This window comes from [Mycoplasma] cavipharyngis (assembly GCF_042984175.1).
Lineage (GTDB): Bacteria > Bacillota_I > Bacilli_A > Mycoplasmatales > Mycoplasmoidaceae > Mycoplasma_N > Mycoplasma_N cavipharyngis.
Window position 1 is genome coordinate 110,582 of sequence record NZ_CP155569.1, and the last position, 17,414, is coordinate 127,995.

Below are 17,414 nucleotides of genomic sequence, written 5' to 3' on the forward strand. Positions count from 1 at the left end.
AATTATTATCTTATAAATAGAATTTAATCCATAATGAATAAAAAAGTTACTTTAACAATTGAAATTAGTGAAAAAGATTATCAGAAATTAAAAGAACAATTAACTAAAATTAAAGCTGACCCAAATAATTTTGCTTATTTTGCTAAAGCTAATACGATTGAAGAATTAGTTGCAATTTATATTACCCAGTTTGCTAATGTTGATGAAATTTTTGGTCCCATTAATGAACAGATGAGCAAAAACATGGAAGAAGTATTAAATCAATGGAAGGAAAAAGGATTTAATTTTGAAGAATTTATTCAGTCCATTTTTGATAAAAACACTTCTAAAAATAAACAAAATTCTGATGAAGAGAAAAAGCCATTAGTTAAGAAAAAAAATTAGTTTATAGTTTTATATATTAATTTTGATAATTTATTTTTAAAAAACAACTACATGTTATTAAATGATAAAAAAACATGTAGTTGTTTTAATGAATTTAACAAAATTTTTAATAAAATAGTTTTAACATTATGAAATTTAGTTCGATCAAATTGTCTAAAAAACAAATTCCTAATCTTATTACAACAATTAGAATTGGTTTAGGGTTTTTAAGCATTCTATTTTATCTTCTAGCTTTTTTAGATAAGAGTTCAGTTTATACTTATTCATTTATTTCAATTGTTGTCACTTTTAGAATATCAGCATTGTTTTTAGTAGCAGCAATTGTTTTTATTATTGGAGCAATTAGTGATTGAGTTGATGGTTATTTAGCACGAAAATGAAATGTGGTTTCTAATTATGGTAAGATCTTAGATCCAATTGCTGATAAAATTTTAGTCAATGGCGTTTTTATTGCTTTAGCAAGTTATGGCATTATTCCTAGTTGAATTGTAATTTTATTTGTAGTGCGTGATATTATTGTTGATAGTATTCGCATGTATTGCTTACACTATCAAATTTTAGTTGCTGCAAGAAATTTTGGTAAATGAAAAACAGTAATGCAAATGGTAGCAATTGTGATTTTAAGTTTAGTTTTTAATCAATCAATCACAAGTTATACAACTGAGCAATATTGGTTTTATTATTTAGTTCAAAATGGTTTTAGTCTAATTGCTTTATTATTGTCATATCTTGCTTTAATTGACTATTGTTGGCTTTTTTATCAACAACAGAAACAAATGAGATTAAAAATTGAAAAATAACTTTTTTTATCAAAATAAAATTTTTGTCTCACCAGTGTATGGTGAACAACAGTTTTGTCATTTTTTACTAAAAAATCAAACTGAAAAAGGAATTTTATTAACATTAGATTTTTATTGTTTAAACTTAAAAAAACAATCAACTTTTTATGAACGATATATTGCCATTTTAATTAATACAATTTTACAAAAAGAAAAAAAATTATTTTTTTTAACTAACAAATTTGTTTATGCTGTTTTCATTCATTTAGATTTTAGTAATGATCATTATCAAACAGTTTTATTAAAAACAGAACAGAAAATTAAATGAATGATTGAATACATTAATCATTTTTTAATTACAAGTAAAAGTAATTATCAGTTACGTTCTTATCAAACAATTTTTGGTCAAGATTTTTTTGATTATTATCAATTAATTAAAGTTGGTGAATTAGGAATTTATAATTCTGATTATAGTGATCATCTTTTTTTAAAACAATTTGATCCTAATGAATTTATTAATAATTTAGCAATTGCTCATGAAAAAAAAGCTTTAAGTACGTTTTTGCAACAGTATAAAATTAGTTATATTTTAGTATTAAAACACGGCTTGAATCAACAATTATTTTATTTTGGTCAAATTATTGATTTAAAAAACATTATTTTAGATTTAGATGATTTTTTTATTCAAACAATTCCTGAACACTTAAAACCAATTTTTTTACGAGTTGCCAATTTTCACTTTTTAAAAAATTATGCTAATTTAATTAATCCACTTCATCCATTAGTAATAAATTTTCCAATTAAATATTTAGTTAATAATCAAAAACAGTTTCAAAAACTATTGACAAAAATTACTGCTTCAAAAATTAAGAAAAGTAATTTAATTTTTAGTTTTTATGGTCATGAAAAAATTGCTCAAACTGATCAAACTGAAATTTATCAATGATTTAGAAAAAATAATCTTAAAATATGATTAAGGAAAACTAAATAATGCTAGAACGAATTTTATTATTTATTATTGTTGCCATTAATCTTCTATTTTTAATTATTGCTTGCTATTTTTTATTTACTAATAAAAATGTTAAAAGTTTTTTTAAACAAATTTGAAAAAATTGTTTTGCGAAAACTAGAATTGATCATTTAGAATATCGGAATTTTGCTCAACAACTAGCAGGAGTGCTTAATCGTTTATCATATGATGTTGTTGGTGGTTTGATTGTCATTGAACAAAAAAACGACTTATCTGATTATGTTAAATTAGGTTATTCAGTTCAAGCAAAATTTTCTTCTGAATTCACAACTAACATTTTCTATAATAAGTCTTCACCATTGCATGATGGGGGGATGATTGTACGAAAAAATGAAATTATTTCGGTTGCTTCATATTTTCCAGTTACTAAACAACATTTAGGTTCAGTCTTTGGTGCACGCCATCGAGCAGCATTAGGAATTAGTGAAGTAACTGATGCTTTAGCGTTTGTAGTTTCTGAAACTAGTGGTAATATCTCTTGTGCTAGAAAGGGTGAACTAACAGCATTATCTAAAAACAATCAAAAATTGGCCAATCAAATTTATGATTTATTATTAAACAAAAAAAGTTTGAATACTGATATTGATTTAATTATTCACAATACTTTAGAAAAAAAATAGTGATTCAATTATCATATTTTTTAAATATGATATAATTAAGCAAATTATTTTTTGTTTGATTTTTCTTATTAGTTATTGATTGATGACTAAATTAAAATTAAGAAAATAATTAATACTAATTTGTTAATCCTTTTTAGTAATAGAGTATAAGTTAATATGAAAAATATCGACCCTAAAGATCAACAGCCAAGCAAAGAAGATTTAGATAAACGTTTGCGTATTAGTAAAACGTTTTATGATGATCAAGGCCGACTTGATTTTAAAACTAACCAACCAATTAATCAAAAAAAAGCTACTCAATTAGACAATCAAGCGCAACAAAAATCATTTGATTTAGAAAACACTAACAACAACGACACTAAAATTACTCATTATGTTGGAAGTGAAAATAAATTAGACCATCTCTTATCTGGTGAATCTCAGTTTAAAGCAAAATTAGAACAAGAATTAGATACAGTTGAAAGTTCAAATGAAACTAAAGTTGTTGATGTACCTAAGAAAACTAAATTTTTTTCTTTTAAAAAAAACAAAAAAGAAGTATTAACCACTAATCCAACAACTAATGAAACAAGTAATGATACTGAAAAAAAACTAATTTCAGTTAGTGCCTTACAAAAAGAAATTGCTAAAAAATTAGTTGGCAAAACTGAAGTTGCAACTGATCTTCCAGTTAAAAAAATTAATTATTTGATTGGTAATGATTTTAGTGCTGATCAATTAAGTAATTTAAAATCAAAGCAAAATCAAGTTAAACAGTTAAGAAATTATTTAGATCAAGCTCCAAGTGATCGTGAAACACTTAGTGTTAGTGACCAAGATCAGTTTATTAGCGGTTCATTAATTGATTTTAATAATGAATATCGAACTCATAAACAAAAAACTAATCAACAAGTTAAACCTAAAACTAAATCTCAGTCATTAGATGATCAAATTCACTATTCAATTGGTGCAGATGCTAATGTTGCAAAACTAACTAGTTGAAAACCTAATGGTAGTATTGAAACAGAAAATCAATTAAAAAAATATTTAGACCAAGCTCCAAGTGATCGTGAAACACTTAGTGTTAGTGATCAAGATCAATTTATTAGTGGTTCATTAATTACTACTAATGAACAACGTTTAGCTCATTCACTAAAAAATCAGAACAATTGAGCTGCTGAAGATTTAAAAAAACCTTTTGTTAATCAAGAAGGTAGAATTGAACTAAACCGTCGTTGCAAAGCTTCTGATTATTTAGTATTTGATCCAAATTTAGTTGCCACTGAACAAAAATTAACTGCAGTAGAGACTGAACAATTAAATCAGAAATTAGTTAATCAAAAAAAACATTTCATTCCAATTGGCGAAACAGTTTCACAAGAAAAGTTAAATACCCCCTTTAGTTATTATCATAAAGACAAACCAACTGATTCATTTATTAAAACAGCATCACCAAAAGTGAAAAGATTACTTTTCTTACAAAAATTTTCTATTTATGATCGTTTTAAAGTACTTGCAGTTTTTTTAGGCATTTTCTTTACTGTTCTTTTCTTTAGTTTACATTATTTATCATTTGAACAATTACTAGTTTATTTAATTATTGGCATTATTTTTTTAGTATTCACCGTTTTTATTATGGGATATTTTATTATCGACCGAATTTTATAAACAGTTAAAAATAAATGCATCTTTTTTAATTTGTAATTTATTAAAAGTTTAATGATTAACAAAACCAATTTTCATTTGAAAAAAATTTGAAGAAATATTTCAAGCAGATGACTGAAAACATTTAGTTATTTGTCAACAGCATTTTTTATCCTAATCTTTGTTTTTCTTTTTGTTTTTTTAATTAAAGAAAGTGTTTTAGGATTTCAAACATATGGCTTAAAACGCATTTTTTTATCAAGTGATTTTAATTTTCAAAACGCTAATTCTGGTGTCTCATTTTGATTACCATTATCTGTTACGTTATTAATTACTTTATTAGCATTATTGATTTCAACTCCAATTGGAATTAAAACAGCAATTTTAATTCAGTTTCGCATTAAAAATTTAAAGTTAAAAAAATACTTAAGATTATTTATTGCCATTTTAGCTGGAATTCCTTCAGTTGTATTTGGATTGTTTGCTCGTAATTATTTAGGTGGGTTTTTACAAACTGTATTTAATTTACCAACATCATTTAACTTAATTACTGGTAGTTTCATGTTGGCTTTTATGATTCTGCCAACAATTATTTTTCTAACAATTGAAGCACTAGCATCAGTTGATCTTGATTTATTATTAAATTCAATTTCATTAGGAGTAAGTAAAACTAAAGGAATTTATCAAGTTGTTTTAAAAAAAATTCGTCCTTTAATTGTTGTCGCTTTATTTATTGCTGCAGGTAGAGCGATTGGTGAAACAATGGCAGTTTCGATGATCTTACAATCTGAAGCTTATGATTTAACAATCGATTCTGGTTTTTATAGTTTTCTTACTAGTTCACTAACACCAATTGGTGCAGTAATTTCTACTAATATGTTTTCAGATGGTTCAGGACCTGAAGCTCGTAGTGTCTTATTTGGTTTTGGGATTGCTTTATTAATTATTGTGGTTTTATTAAATGGGATCATTACTGTTTTAGTTAAAGAAAATAATAATCAAAATAATCGTTGGTTTAAAAAATGACCAGGTTGACTAAATTATCAAAAACGAGTTAAGTTAGTTAGTAAAAACTTACTAAGTCAATTATTTTGAAAGTGAGAATTATTAACATATTCTCCAGCAAAAAAAATTGCTTCAGAAAAAAACTTAGTTTTAAGTCAATATATTGCTGCACGTAAATCAAGAAATGATTTTCGTTCAATTACAAATGCGTGAAAATTTGTTAGTGAAATTCTTGCTGGATTAGTTGTTTTAAGTTTTATTTTCTGAATTTTAATTGTAATTTTAACTAATGGTTTTGCTGTTTGGTTTTCTAATCAAAATAGTTTATTTACTGCAGCAAAAAATAGTACACTTTATGCCTTTCTAACAACTATTTTAGTTATTGCAGTTGCCATCATTATTGCTTTACCACTTAGTTTATTAATTGCTATTTATTTAAATGAATATTGTAAAAAAAGATTAATTAAAAAAACAACCTATTTTGTTTTACAAGTTTTACAATCAACCCCTTCAATTTTGTTTGCTTTATTTGGTTTATCTTTTTTTATTTTAAATTTAGGTTTAACTGCTTCAGGCGTGCAAGGACGATCGATTTTAGCAGGATCATTAACAATTGCAATTGTTATTTTGCCCCATTTAATTTTATTAATTAAGTTTCAATTAGAATTAGTTCCACAAGCTTTGCGTGATAATTCTTATGCACTAGGAGTGAATAAAGCAACAACAATTATTAAAATTGTTTTACCAAAAGCCTTTTCAGGAATTGTTGAATCAGTTATTAGTATTATTGGACGAATTATGGGTGAGACTGCACCATTATATTTAACTGCAGGATTATCATCAGGAAGATTGTTTGCTCTAAACCAACCAGGGCAAACAATTACAACAAGAATTTATGCTCAAATTTATAATAATAATTTAGTTGAAGCGAACCAAATTATGTTTGAAAACGCCTTACTTTCAATCATTATTATTGATTTAATTATTTTATTTGTTAATATTTTCTTACCTTGAATTATGCAAAATACTAAGTATACATGACAATATTTTGTTTGATCAAAATGACAGAAAATGCAACTAATTAAAACTAAATCAATTTTAAATTATTGAAAATTATCTGCGCAATTAATTAATCGACCTGAAAAATTAGCATTAATTAATTATAAAATTACTAAATATCAAAATCAGCAAACCCAATTATATTTGGAGTTATCAAAGTAAATTGCAATGAAATTCTGATCTTATAAATTAAATAATAAGTTTAATGCTAAAAACATTCAAGCAAAAAGTAGTAATTTTGATTCTAAAAATTGTTTTGAAATTCATAATTTAAATTTATGATATGACAATAAAACTAGACAAATGTTAAAAGCAATTAATTTAAAAATTCCTAAAAACAAAATTACAGCATTAATTGGTCCTAGTGGCTGTGGTAAATCAACATTATATTAAGATGTTTAAACCGAATGAATGATTTTATTGAAAACATTGTGATTGAAGGTGAAGTTTATTTCAATCAAAATAATATTTATCATCCTAATTATGATGTTGAATTATTAAGAACTCAAGTTGGAATGGTTTTTCAAAAACCAAACCCGTTTCATTTTTCAATTACTGATAATATTACTTATGCACTTAAAGCACATGGTTTACACAATCCTTATCAACTAAATTTAATTGTTGAAAAATCATTAAAAAATGTTGGACTATATGATGAAGTGAAAGATAATTTAACTAAACTAGCAACAACTTTATCAGGTGGACAACAACAACGGTTGTGTATTGCTAGAGCGATTGCTTCTGAACCTGAAATTTTATTAATGGATGAACCAACTTCAGCCCTAGATCCAATTTCAGTTGCTAGGGTTGAAGAATTAATTGTGGAATTAGGTCAAATTTATACCATCATTATTGTTTCTCATTCCATGAGTCAAGTTAAACGTATTAGTGATTTTACTGTTTATATGGAAAATGGTGAAATTATTGAAAGTAATGTCACAAGACAATTATTTACTAATCCTAAAGATCATCGAACTTTAAATTATGTTAGTAAAGGCGCAGGTTAGTTTATGAAACGGCCAACTAAATATCGCAAAATTAATTTAAAATGAAATAAATATCGCACGATTGTATTCTCGACATTAACCCTTTCAGGGCTTATAGTTTTAATTGGTAGTTTTGCTTATCGCAAAATTGATATTATTAATTTTGAAGGCAGTTCGACTGTTAAACCATTAATTGATGCTTTTGCTACACCTTATTTGGCTAATAATTCTAATGTTGATATTGCTGTGCAAGCTGGTGGTAGTGGTGCTGGGTTATTAAGAGTAATTAATCATCATACTAATTTTGGAAATTACTCTTATTTTGTTGATCAAGTTGCCACTAAAAATCAATCAGCATGCTTAAATGAACGTTTAAAAACAATTACTTTAGCATGAGATGGGATTGGTTTAGTTTATAAACAACCAACTAATTGTAATCGCGATTTAGTCATTAGTCAAAATAATGTTAATTTATTATATGCTGCTTTTTCAGGTCATAAATTAGCTGATACTAATTTTAATTATACTTATGCTGATTTAGTTAATGCTAATGATGCTAGTTGTAATGTAAAATTATCAACTTATTCTCGTGCAGGAGGATCTAAACGTTCAGGAACGGCTGAAGCGTTTTTACACGCTAATCAAATTTTTAACTTTGATCAGTTTGAACAAAAATATCATCTTCAAGCTCAAGCCTTACTTAATGGTGATTATGGTCAAGATATTAAAACAGTTGAAACTGCTGAAGCTAATTCTGCAGCTTGATCAACAATTGAAAAAGATAATCTTGATGGATCAATGATTTATTTGTCAATGGGCTTTATTTTAAATAATTGACAAGCAATTCATGATCGTGGTTTTAAATTAGCAGGATATCAAGGTTTTAATGGCACAATAGTTAATCTTACACCTGATAATTTCCAAAACGAAATTACTAAAACTTATCAATGATTTAGACCATTAAACACAATTGCTTCACTAAATGATCTAAGTGAAGCAAGTAAACGTTTTATTGAGTCAATTTTAAATCCTGCAAAAAATGATATAATTACCAAACTAGGCTTTGTTCCTTTAACTAAAGAGCAACTAGCAACAATGAGATATCAAGTTAATAATCCTGCTTCAATGTGGAATTTTAGTGATCTTGATTTAGGATATTATGGAGCTAAAACTAAAATTTAAAAATAAAAAATGAATTAAACAAATTAATTATCTTGGTTTCATTTTATTTATTACTGCTTCAACAATTAGTAGTGGCATTTTTTTGAAAAACTATGAAATTTATCAATTGTCATCTCAAGTTTTATTATTATCAATTATTACTTGAATTGTTGGAATTTTTGGACTAACTTGTTTAGTAATTGCTACTTTAGATTTAATCATTACTAAAAAAGGAAAAAGTGGAATTTTAGAATGAACTAAAAGTTTTAGTAATAAATGGTTTCATCAAAGTGCAGTTAATTACATTAAGTTTTTATATAACCCAATTAATTCATTTGCTTTATCAATTTATGCAGTAAAAGTTTTTCAATTATCAGGATGAACTCTACCAAGTGGTTGGGGTGTAGTTTTTGTTGCTTTTTTTATCTTTTTCATTTTTAATTTTTTAAGTTTAGTAGGATATTATGCTGCAATTCAAGTTCAAAAAATTATTGGTGCAATTAAATTAATTGGCGTTATTGTGATACCAATTTTAACTTTAGTCAATGAATTTAATGTTTCTGGTAATAGCACTTTTTATGATATTGAACCAAACAAAGGATTAATTGCTCTTAGTCCTTACTTAGTATTAATTGCTGGCATTCCTGCAATTAGTTTTGCTTTTAATGGTTTTTATAATGCATCAACAATTAATAATTTTGAATTATCTAATCAAAAAGAAAGTAAAGTTTTAATTTTAGCACTACTAGTTGTTGTTGCAACTTACTTATTTATTGCCATTAGTTTTAATGTTACTCATACTAATTTAGGGGCAATTAATGGAACTAAAGTACAATTTTTTAATGACTGAAATACGATTTTAAAAGTTAGTAATTTTATTATTGGCATTGGTATTTTAGGTGTGATTAATGGCTTTGCTATGAGTGTTCCTAGACAAATTGTTGCTTTAGCAAAAAACAATCAAGCTAATGAAGTTTTATGATTTCAAATTTTTGTTTTCAGAAAATCATATGATCATGTTTGCCCCAAACAAATATTATTTAGTGCTTGATGTTCTTATTTTATAATTTCTAGTTTTTTTTATATTATTTTTGGCCCAATTGGTGCGTTTGTTTATCAAGATAGTTCAAATTTAGCTAAACAATTTGGAATTTATTCTGCTAGGATTTATGGTCTTGTTGACTTTCTAACAACTTATAGTTCAATCATTTTCTTTGTAATTATTGCTGTTGCTACTTTAGGATATTTGAAACAAAAAATTAAGCAAAAATTACCTAGTGTCATTAAAGGATTTAGTTTTTTTGCGATTATTGGATCAGTAATTATTTTTAGTGGTTTTGTTTTTAGTATCATTAATATTATTGTTAATGTTACTGGATTTAATCAAGCATCAGTTGCTGATTTTGTTGTTAAATTATTATTATATTTAGTGTTAATTGTGGTTCCAATTTTTGTTCCAACAATTAATTATTTTGCAACTAAATTTTGGCACAAACCAGATTTAATTCGGATTATTTCACCTCAAGAAAAAGGTTATCAAATTTGTAATTAATTGGTTTTTTAATCAATTAAATTTCTTGATACTCTGGTAATTGATCAATGAGATCAAGTGTTTCTAAACTTAATGTAATTAGTGACAAAATTAAATCAAAAACGTATTTTCCACCTTTAACTTCGTCAAATTTGTTTGGATCGTTGATAATTCCTGATTCTTCAAATATTTCAAATTTATATTGACTAACAACTCATTCTAGTGGTGATTTGCCACCTACTTTATATTGATTAGCACGAGCAGGAATATTTTTAATAGTAATATATTCATTAAATTTAATTTCAGTTCGATCATTAGAAAATTTTAATTTTTTAATTGTATAGTCATGTTTTTTGATATCAATTTCAACATTTTGATAAGGTGAAATTTCTTCATAATTCACATGTAGATCTATTAATTTTTGTCCTATTTCAACATATTTTCAAAAATCATTTAAATAAGGAATTCGTGGTAATTCTTTTTTTAAATTATTATTATATTTTTGTTTATAAACTGAGTGATGGAATAGGGCGTATATAAAAATATAGTATAATTATTATATCAAATCAATTGATTACGGCTTTTGATTTAAATCATATTGTTTAAATTTAAGTCTAAGTGTCAGTTGAAACCTGCATTTAGACTTTTTTTTATAAAAATTTAATTGATTTGATAAAAAAAACTATCAAAAGATTACGGCTTTTGATAGCAAGGTAATTATATCATAATTTTTTGGCTATCAATTTGGTTTTAATCTTTTGATAAAGAAAGAAAAATCAAAATGAATTATCAAATCACAGACTTAAACGAACTAATTGAGTTGTTTTTAGAAGTAAATTATCGTTATAAAAAGCCACTTTCTAAGTTAAATTGTAAAAGTTCATTAGTTCATTTAATCGAATTAAACACTTTAGATATTGAAACAATCAATAATTACTTTTATAACAGTGATAAATGAAACGATAACACTAAAAGAACCAAACTAGCTCACATTGCTACCTTTTTAAAATGATTATCAAGTTTTAAAAAAGATTATATTGATACAAAAAAATTGCTGAGATATCAAGCAGTTCCTTCTAAAAAAGAAGAATTTAGTGCTTCAGAATTAGAAATTATTAGAGATACAATCCTAAATGTGATGGAAAATCAAGCATTTTATGTTTATTTTGAAATGTTGCTATGAAATGGGTGCAGACTTGGTGAATTATTCAAAATTGATTGGGATGAAATTAAAAAAACCAACTATAGTTCAGTGATTATGGCTTTAAAAAATGGTAATAGTCGTACAATTGACGTGCCCAAACACTTAATTCCCATTATTGAGAATGAACAAGTTAAGCTTAAAGTCAAATATCAAAGTGTTAAAAACTGGTTTTCACGTTTGCAAAAAATCATTAAAACCAATTATAAAGACTGATATAAACCAATTTCTAGCCATTGTCCAAGGGTTCATAGAGCAACATATGCTTATTTAAATGGCATGACTTCAACTGAGATTTCTGTGATGTATGGTGCTAAAAACTTTCATACCTTCCAAGGAACTTATATCAAAGGTAAAGCAATTAACAAAACTTTGATTTTCCGTGCTAATCAAGATCCAATGCACTTAATGAATGACTTTGAAAAAGACCAAGAAATTAGTAAATTACGGAAAATGGTGGAATTGCAAAAAAACTACATTAATCAAATTAACCAAGAAAAAAATAATTAATCATGAAAAATTATATTGTTGTTTCAGGAGTTATAACTTCAAAAGTAACAACAACTTCAAATAATAGTTTTTGTACCTTTAGATTAAAGCAGAAGGCACCACAGAACTTAAGTATTAGTTGTATTTCGTGAAATCCAAAGATAATTGAGAAAATTAATGATTTTGAGATTAAAAAGGGCTCAATAGTTGAAATTATTGGTTCTTTAAAGTCAAATAATTACATTTGTGATAAAAATGTAAAATATGATTATGAGATAGTTGTTAGTAAAATTTTAACAATTAATGATAAGTTTAACTAGAAAATTATGAAAATTTCAACTCGTAAACTATGAAAAAGACGATTTAGGTTTATTACTAATACTTATATTTATAAGATAATTAAAGATTATGTTGAACATTTTAATTTTGTTTTTCATTTTTTACTTGATACAAATGCGATTAATTATCCAGTAACTGATAAAGAGATCGACTGACCTAACAGATACGTTAAACGTTATCGTTATCGTATGATAATTAGAAAATGAATTAAAATGAAATATTCACCAAAATTACTTTTTAAGCTAGTTTGAGCAATAAAACCAAAAACTTTAGATATTTGAAGACGTTATTTGTATTCTTCAGAACAGTTTATTAACGATTATGAGGACGATAATATTAAAAAAACGATCTATTATCAAGTTTTTATGACTTTTAAAACCGAGTATCGTGTTTTAAAGTATTTAGAAAGTTTTGGTTGAGAAGTTAGTAAAGCTAGAAGTTTTTATGACCAGTTTCACCAAATCGACTTATTTGCCTTGAATAAAAACAATCAGGATTGTGTAATTCAAGTGAAAACTAAGTTATATCAGGATTTAAAAGTGGATAAAATGCTAAAATATGCTAAAAAACACAATTGTATCCCTTATTTAGCGATTGTTAGTGATAATCAAATTAGACTGAAAAAACTTAAACTTTAAATTAAAAAAGTTAAAAATTTTCTCTATTTTCTCATATTTTATGAAAATAACACCTAAAAAGTGTTATTTTTTTTGTTAGAATAAAATCACAAACTTTAAAGTTTTTGGCAATATTGCTTTTATGTAAATCGTTCATAAAAGTACTTATATAAAGTACAATATATATATATATATATATATATATCGCGAGCAGTAATATTTGAATCATTATACTTTTTCCTAAATGAATTAACTGATTCTGAATTAATTGCATGATTTGTATTATTCAAGTTATTTTCAAATAAGTTAGGTTTCTCATTTGTTTTATATCAATAAAATGGATAACATTGAGTAGTTCCAAAAAAACCATGATCAATTAATTTATTCGTTATAAAATAAAAAAATTTTCCTGAACCACCCTTTAATCCTGATGTACAAATTAAAATATTTTTTGTATCAAATTTAGGAAATATGTTTAATCAACGATATTTTCTTTCAATAATTTGTTTATTGAAATAAAGATAACGTTTACTAAAAGGTCTATAATAACAAATTTTTATTTCGGTTTTTTTATCATCTATAAATTCTTTATTACGAATTAATAAAAATTGATAATAACTGATTTTTATTTTTTGATTGGAATTATTATGAATATATTTCATGGCATACTTTTCTTTGTCATGAGAATTATTTATTAATTGAAATTTAGTATCATTATGTAAATCATCTACCAATCTATTAAATTCTTTAATATATCCATCCATTTTTTCATTTAGGGATTTTTTATCAAATGAATATAATCATTCGTTTTTATTTGTTTTAATTCCTAAAGAATAATGTTCATTAAATATGGACATTTCATTATTTTTTTTATTACCAAGAGTAATAAAATTAGAAAATTCATCATTTGTTTTGTTTAATCAATCATTATTTTTATCAGGAACAATTTTTTCAAATTCTAAATTATAAATCGATTTACTATCTTTAATTAATTTTAGTTTTTCTTGAGTTTTTAAATTATCAGCAATTTGATAATAATTAATAAATGATTTAGAAGTTTTATTATTATTTTTTACAAGAAAAATAATGCTTACAGTTGTGCCGCATTTATTGCCAAAAATATTTTGACCTTCTTTTGAGTCATATTTTCTAAAATCACCTCTTAAATTAATAACAAAAATTTTATAAAATTCCTTTTTTAGTGCTTCTCGAAATTTTCTAAAAGCAACACTATCAATAAAACCACCATTAGTAACAAAACCAATAATTCCTTGATCGCCCAAACGATCAGTAGCTCATCTAAATGCTCTTACATATGAGTCATAAATTGAATTAGAATTGCGAACATTACCTACATATTTTTCTTTAATACGTTGATCTAAATTGAAATAACTAGTTCGTTTATTATTATCAGCAGCATTTTTTTGCTTTGCAGAATATGGTGGATTTCCAATAATAATTTTGATATCAGCTTGATCTTGTTCTTTAGCCTTATTATGAACTTCTTGAAACGGATAATCATTTTCAAATAAAGAAAAATTTTGATTTTTATTAAAACGTTTTTCAGATAACTGAAACGTATCAGTTAAAACAGCATGATTAAAAGATAAATATTGATTAGTTAATTTGCCATAAGTGTCTTCAATGTTGATTAAGGCAATATAATATGCTAATAAATTAATTTCATTACATCAAACATCATTTAAATATTTGTTTTTTAAGGTTTGATTATCTGCACCTAATTCTTTAAACTTTTCTAATAGTCTAACAATAAAAGTTCCTGTTCCTGTAAATGGATCAAGAATTTTAATATTCTCTTTTGCGATTGATTGATTAAATTCTTTTTTTAGAATTTCACTAACAGAATTAATAATAAAATCCACAATTTCAATTGGAGTATAAACAATGCCAAATTTTTCTGCAGTTTTAGGTAAAGCGTGTTGAAAGAATTTTTCAAAAAGCGTTCGAATTAATTCTTGACGATCTTTTGATTCATCAATTCCTTCAACTCTAACTGCAACTGATTGATAAAACTGATCCAAGTTAGTAATTTCATTATTAAGTCCATCAAATTTTTGCACCATTGATTCCATTAATTTAGTTACTGGATTATCATTGATCATACTATTTTCTTTGAAAATAATTTTTAGTACTGGTAATGTCACAACATGTTCAGCTAACATATTAATTACTTCTTGATCTTTAATAGTTGGATTTAGTAAATAACGAATTTTTGCTAAAAACCGATCAAAAGCATTTTTTAATTTTTGATTGTTATTTAATTGTTGTTGAATTCTAATTGCAATGCTATTAGTAACATTACCAATATCAACTGATCAGTCTTCTCAATAAAGTCGATTACCACAATTTTTAACTAATGCTGCTTTAAAACCTTCATTAAATTTTTTCAGATCATGTTCACTTGGAACAATATATTTTTGATGGTTATCAACTAAAGGATGATCACTATCTAATGCTGCTTGATCTTGAAAATCATCTGATGTTTTAAAATAGTTTAATTTAACAACACAAATATTGTCAGGTAAATTACCAGTAATACCAGATTTATTAATTTTATTATCTAATTTTTCATCATGTGATCTTAGTGCAGCAATAACTCTTCACACAGTTTTATAATCATCACTTTGTGATAATTGTTGATCAGTTAATTTAACACTATTAACAAAAACAGGAATAATGACATAACCATACTGTTTTTTTCTTTCAGGATCAGTTCGCATCACTCTACCAACTGCTTGAATAATATCAACTTGAGATTGTTTATTATTCATAAAAACAACACCATCTAATGAAGGAAGATCAATTCCTTCAGTTAGACATCGTGCATTAGTTAAAATATGACAATAATCATCTTCGATTTTATTACGCAATCATTCTAATCGTTGTTCTCTTTGATCAACACTATAAGATCCTTGAATTAATTTTGCTTTAGGTCGAATGCAATTATTGGTTTTTAAATATTGACTTTGAGTAAATTGATTAAAAACAGTAGCAACATTATCTGCCATTTTAATTGTAGAACAAAAGGCAATAACACGTTTCATTGGATCTGGATCATAACTAAAATCATAAGATCCGTTTGAGTTTTTTGAGATCGCATTTAATGATGCAATAATTTTGGCATTAATTTCAGTATTAAATTTATTGCTTAAAAGATCTTCAGCAACTGCAATATTTGTGATTTCAAAAACAATCACCCGATAATCACATAAAATTTTATTTTCAATTGCTTCATTAAAACTTAACCAATGAAATCGTGGACCATAATCTTTTTCTTGATCCATTGAATAAACATTATAACCTTGATTTCTCGCTTGGTTTTTAGCACGTTCACTATAAATTTTTTCTGTTGCTGTCATATACAAGCGTTTTTTAATTGGTAATTTTGAATCATGAATTTTAACAAAATTAGAAACGTTGTTTTCATCATAACCACCAATTGTTCGATGTGCTTCATCACAAACAGCAATGGCAAATTGAATCTGACATTTTTTAGCTAAATCAATCACAACATCAATTGATTGATAAGTTGAAAAGAAAATGTTGACTTTTTGATCACTTTTTTGATATTCACTAACTAGCTTCTCTAAATCTGTAGTTGGTGGAATTGGCATTAGAAATAATTTGTCTTTTAACTCATCTTCTCCTTTTTTAGGTTTTGCTTTGTTTGCAGCAGTAGCATCTGAACAAATCCCAAAAGTTCTAACATTGATAAAATCAGTTTGACATTTTCATTCAACAATTGTTTGTGATAGTAAAGAAATTGATGGCACTAAATAAAGGACATTAAAAGGACCATCATTTTGATTATGTTGCTGATAAAGTTGCTCTACAATTTTTAGTGCAGTAAAAGTTTTACCAGAACCACAAGCCATAATTAATTTACCACGGTCATTATTTTTAAAACCATTAATAACATTATTAACTGCTTTAACTTGATAATCTCTTAATTCTTTTTTAGCAACAGGTTCAAGTTTTTGATTTTTAATAAATTCTAATAAATCAAAATGTGCTCATTCAATTCCTGTATCATTAGCAATTTTTTTAGGATTAAAAGTTGCTAGTAAATCTTCAGCATTACAACTAATATGATCAGTTGTTGTAAATAAATATTTTCTTGCAAAAGTTTTACCAACTCCATTAATACTAAATTCACTTGTGCTTGCAGCAATAAAACTATCAATATCTTTTTTAGCAACAACACTATTAGGTTGATAAAACTTACATTGAATTGCTCAATATTGCTGATTATGATCTAAAACTACAAGATCAATGCCCCGATCATGTTTTTTATTATTACCAGGAAATTGACTTCATTTTCAAACTTGTTTAACATCATTTCTAAAAAGTGGAGCAATTTCTAAAATGCGTTTACATAAGTTTTCAAAAATACTACCTTTTTCAGCATTGCTATTAACTAATTTTTCTAACTCAAAAAGAAGATCTCAAAACTTTTCTAAATTGGTCATTACTAATTTTTATTTTCAAACATTAAAAAAAGACTAATTTTTTTAGCAATTAGTTTAATTTATGATGTTGAAATGCTTTCTTATTAATATTAAAAAACAG

General features: G+C 25.4%; 13 protein-coding genes and 1 pseudogene. 12 read left to right on the top strand and 2 right to left on the bottom strand.

The window, feature by feature from the left end; all coding sequences use genetic code 4:
• Positions 1–33: 33 nt before the first annotated feature.
• From MCAV_RS00425 to MCAV_RS00465, 9 genes and pseudogenes are all read left to right on the top strand, one after another.
• Positions 34–384 (top strand): hypothetical protein, encoded by a 351-nt coding sequence (locus MCAV_RS00425; RefSeq protein ID WP_391591930.1) that lies wholly within the window; start codon positions 34–36, stop codon positions 382–384.
• A gap of 128 nt (positions 385–512) precedes the next feature.
• Positions 513–1,184: a CDP-diacylglycerol--glycerol-3-phosphate 3-phosphatidyltransferase gene (gene pgsA / locus MCAV_RS00430; protein ID WP_391591931.1), complete on the top strand. Its 672-nt coding sequence runs from the start codon at positions 513–515 to the stop codon at positions 1,182–1,184.
• Positions 1,174–2,154, top strand: coding sequence for a hypothetical protein (locus tag MCAV_RS00435; protein WP_391591932.1), 981 nt, complete (start codon positions 1,174–1,176; stop codon positions 2,152–2,154). Before pgsA ends, MCAV_RS00435 begins: the two co-directional genes overlap by 11 nt.
• Positions 2,154–2,813 carry a diadenylate cyclase gene (locus MCAV_RS00440; RefSeq protein WP_391591933.1) on the top strand — a complete coding sequence of 220 codons (660 nt, stop codon included), beginning with the start codon at positions 2,154–2,156 and terminating at the stop codon, positions 2,811–2,813. The genes MCAV_RS00435 and MCAV_RS00440 overlap by 1 nt, the downstream gene beginning before the upstream one ends.
• A gap of 156 nt (positions 2,814–2,969) precedes the next feature.
• Positions 2,970–4,460: a hypothetical protein gene (locus tag MCAV_RS00445; protein WP_391591934.1), complete on the top strand. Its 1,491-nt coding sequence runs from the start codon at positions 2,970–2,972 to the stop codon at positions 4,458–4,460.
• Positions 4,461–4,589: 129 nt separating this feature from the next.
• Positions 4,590–6,662 carry an ABC transporter permease subunit gene (locus MCAV_RS00450; RefSeq protein WP_391591935.1) on the top strand — a complete coding sequence of 691 codons (2,073 nt, stop codon included), beginning with the start codon at positions 4,590–4,592 and terminating at the stop codon, positions 6,660–6,662.
• 141 nt (positions 6,663–6,803) lie between these two features.
• Positions 6,804–7,507 (top strand): annotated as a pseudogene (gene pstB / locus MCAV_RS00455) (phosphate ABC transporter ATP-binding protein PstB).
• Positions 7,508–7,510: 3 nt separating this feature from the next.
• Positions 7,511–8,668: a PstS family phosphate ABC transporter substrate-binding protein gene (locus tag MCAV_RS00460; protein ID WP_391591936.1), complete on the top strand. Its 1,158-nt coding sequence runs from the start codon at positions 7,511–7,513 to the stop codon at positions 8,666–8,668.
• On the top strand, positions 8,646–10,199 hold the full coding sequence (locus MCAV_RS00465) for an amino acid permease (RefSeq protein WP_391591937.1): 1,554 nt from the start codon (positions 8,646–8,648) through the stop codon (positions 10,197–10,199). The genes MCAV_RS00460 and MCAV_RS00465 overlap by 23 nt, the downstream gene beginning before the upstream one ends.
• A gap of 16 nt (positions 10,200–10,215) precedes the next feature.
• Here MCAV_RS00465 and MCAV_RS00470 read toward each other — a convergent pair whose 3' ends face one another.
• Positions 10,216–10,731 carry a type ISP restriction/modification enzyme gene (locus MCAV_RS00470; RefSeq protein ID WP_391592255.1) on the bottom strand — a complete coding sequence of 172 codons (516 nt, stop codon included), beginning with the start codon at positions 10,729–10,731 and terminating at the stop codon, positions 10,216–10,218.
• A 228-nt stretch (positions 10,732–10,959) separates the two neighbouring features.
• Here MCAV_RS00470 and MCAV_RS00475 point away from each other — a divergent pair, with 228 nt between their 5' ends.
• The 3 genes from MCAV_RS00475 to MCAV_RS00485 are packed head-to-tail and all read left to right on the top strand — an operon-like array spanning position 10,960 to position 12,845.
• The gene (locus MCAV_RS00475; RefSeq protein WP_391591938.1) at positions 10,960–11,889 is read left to right on the top strand and encodes a hypothetical protein; all 930 of its coding nucleotides are present in this window, start codon (positions 10,960–10,962) and stop codon (positions 11,887–11,889) included.
• A gap of 2 nt (positions 11,890–11,891) precedes the next feature.
• Complete coding sequence (locus tag MCAV_RS00480) at positions 11,892–12,188, top strand: single-stranded DNA-binding protein (protein WP_391591939.1); 297 nt, start codon at positions 11,892–11,894, stop codon at positions 12,186–12,188.
• Between the two features lie 6 nt (positions 12,189–12,194).
• The gene (locus MCAV_RS00485) at positions 12,195–12,845 is read left to right on the top strand and encodes a hypothetical protein (protein WP_391591940.1); all 651 of its coding nucleotides are present in this window, start codon (positions 12,195–12,197) and stop codon (positions 12,843–12,845) included.
• Positions 12,846–12,964: 119 nt separating this feature from the next.
• Here MCAV_RS00485 and MCAV_RS00490 read toward each other — a convergent pair whose 3' ends face one another.
• A complete protein-coding gene (locus MCAV_RS00490) occupies positions 12,965–17,314 on the bottom strand; it encodes a type ISP restriction/modification enzyme (RefSeq protein WP_391591941.1) in 4,350 nt (1,449 codons plus the stop codon).
• Between the last annotated feature and the right edge of the window lie 100 nt (positions 17,315–17,414).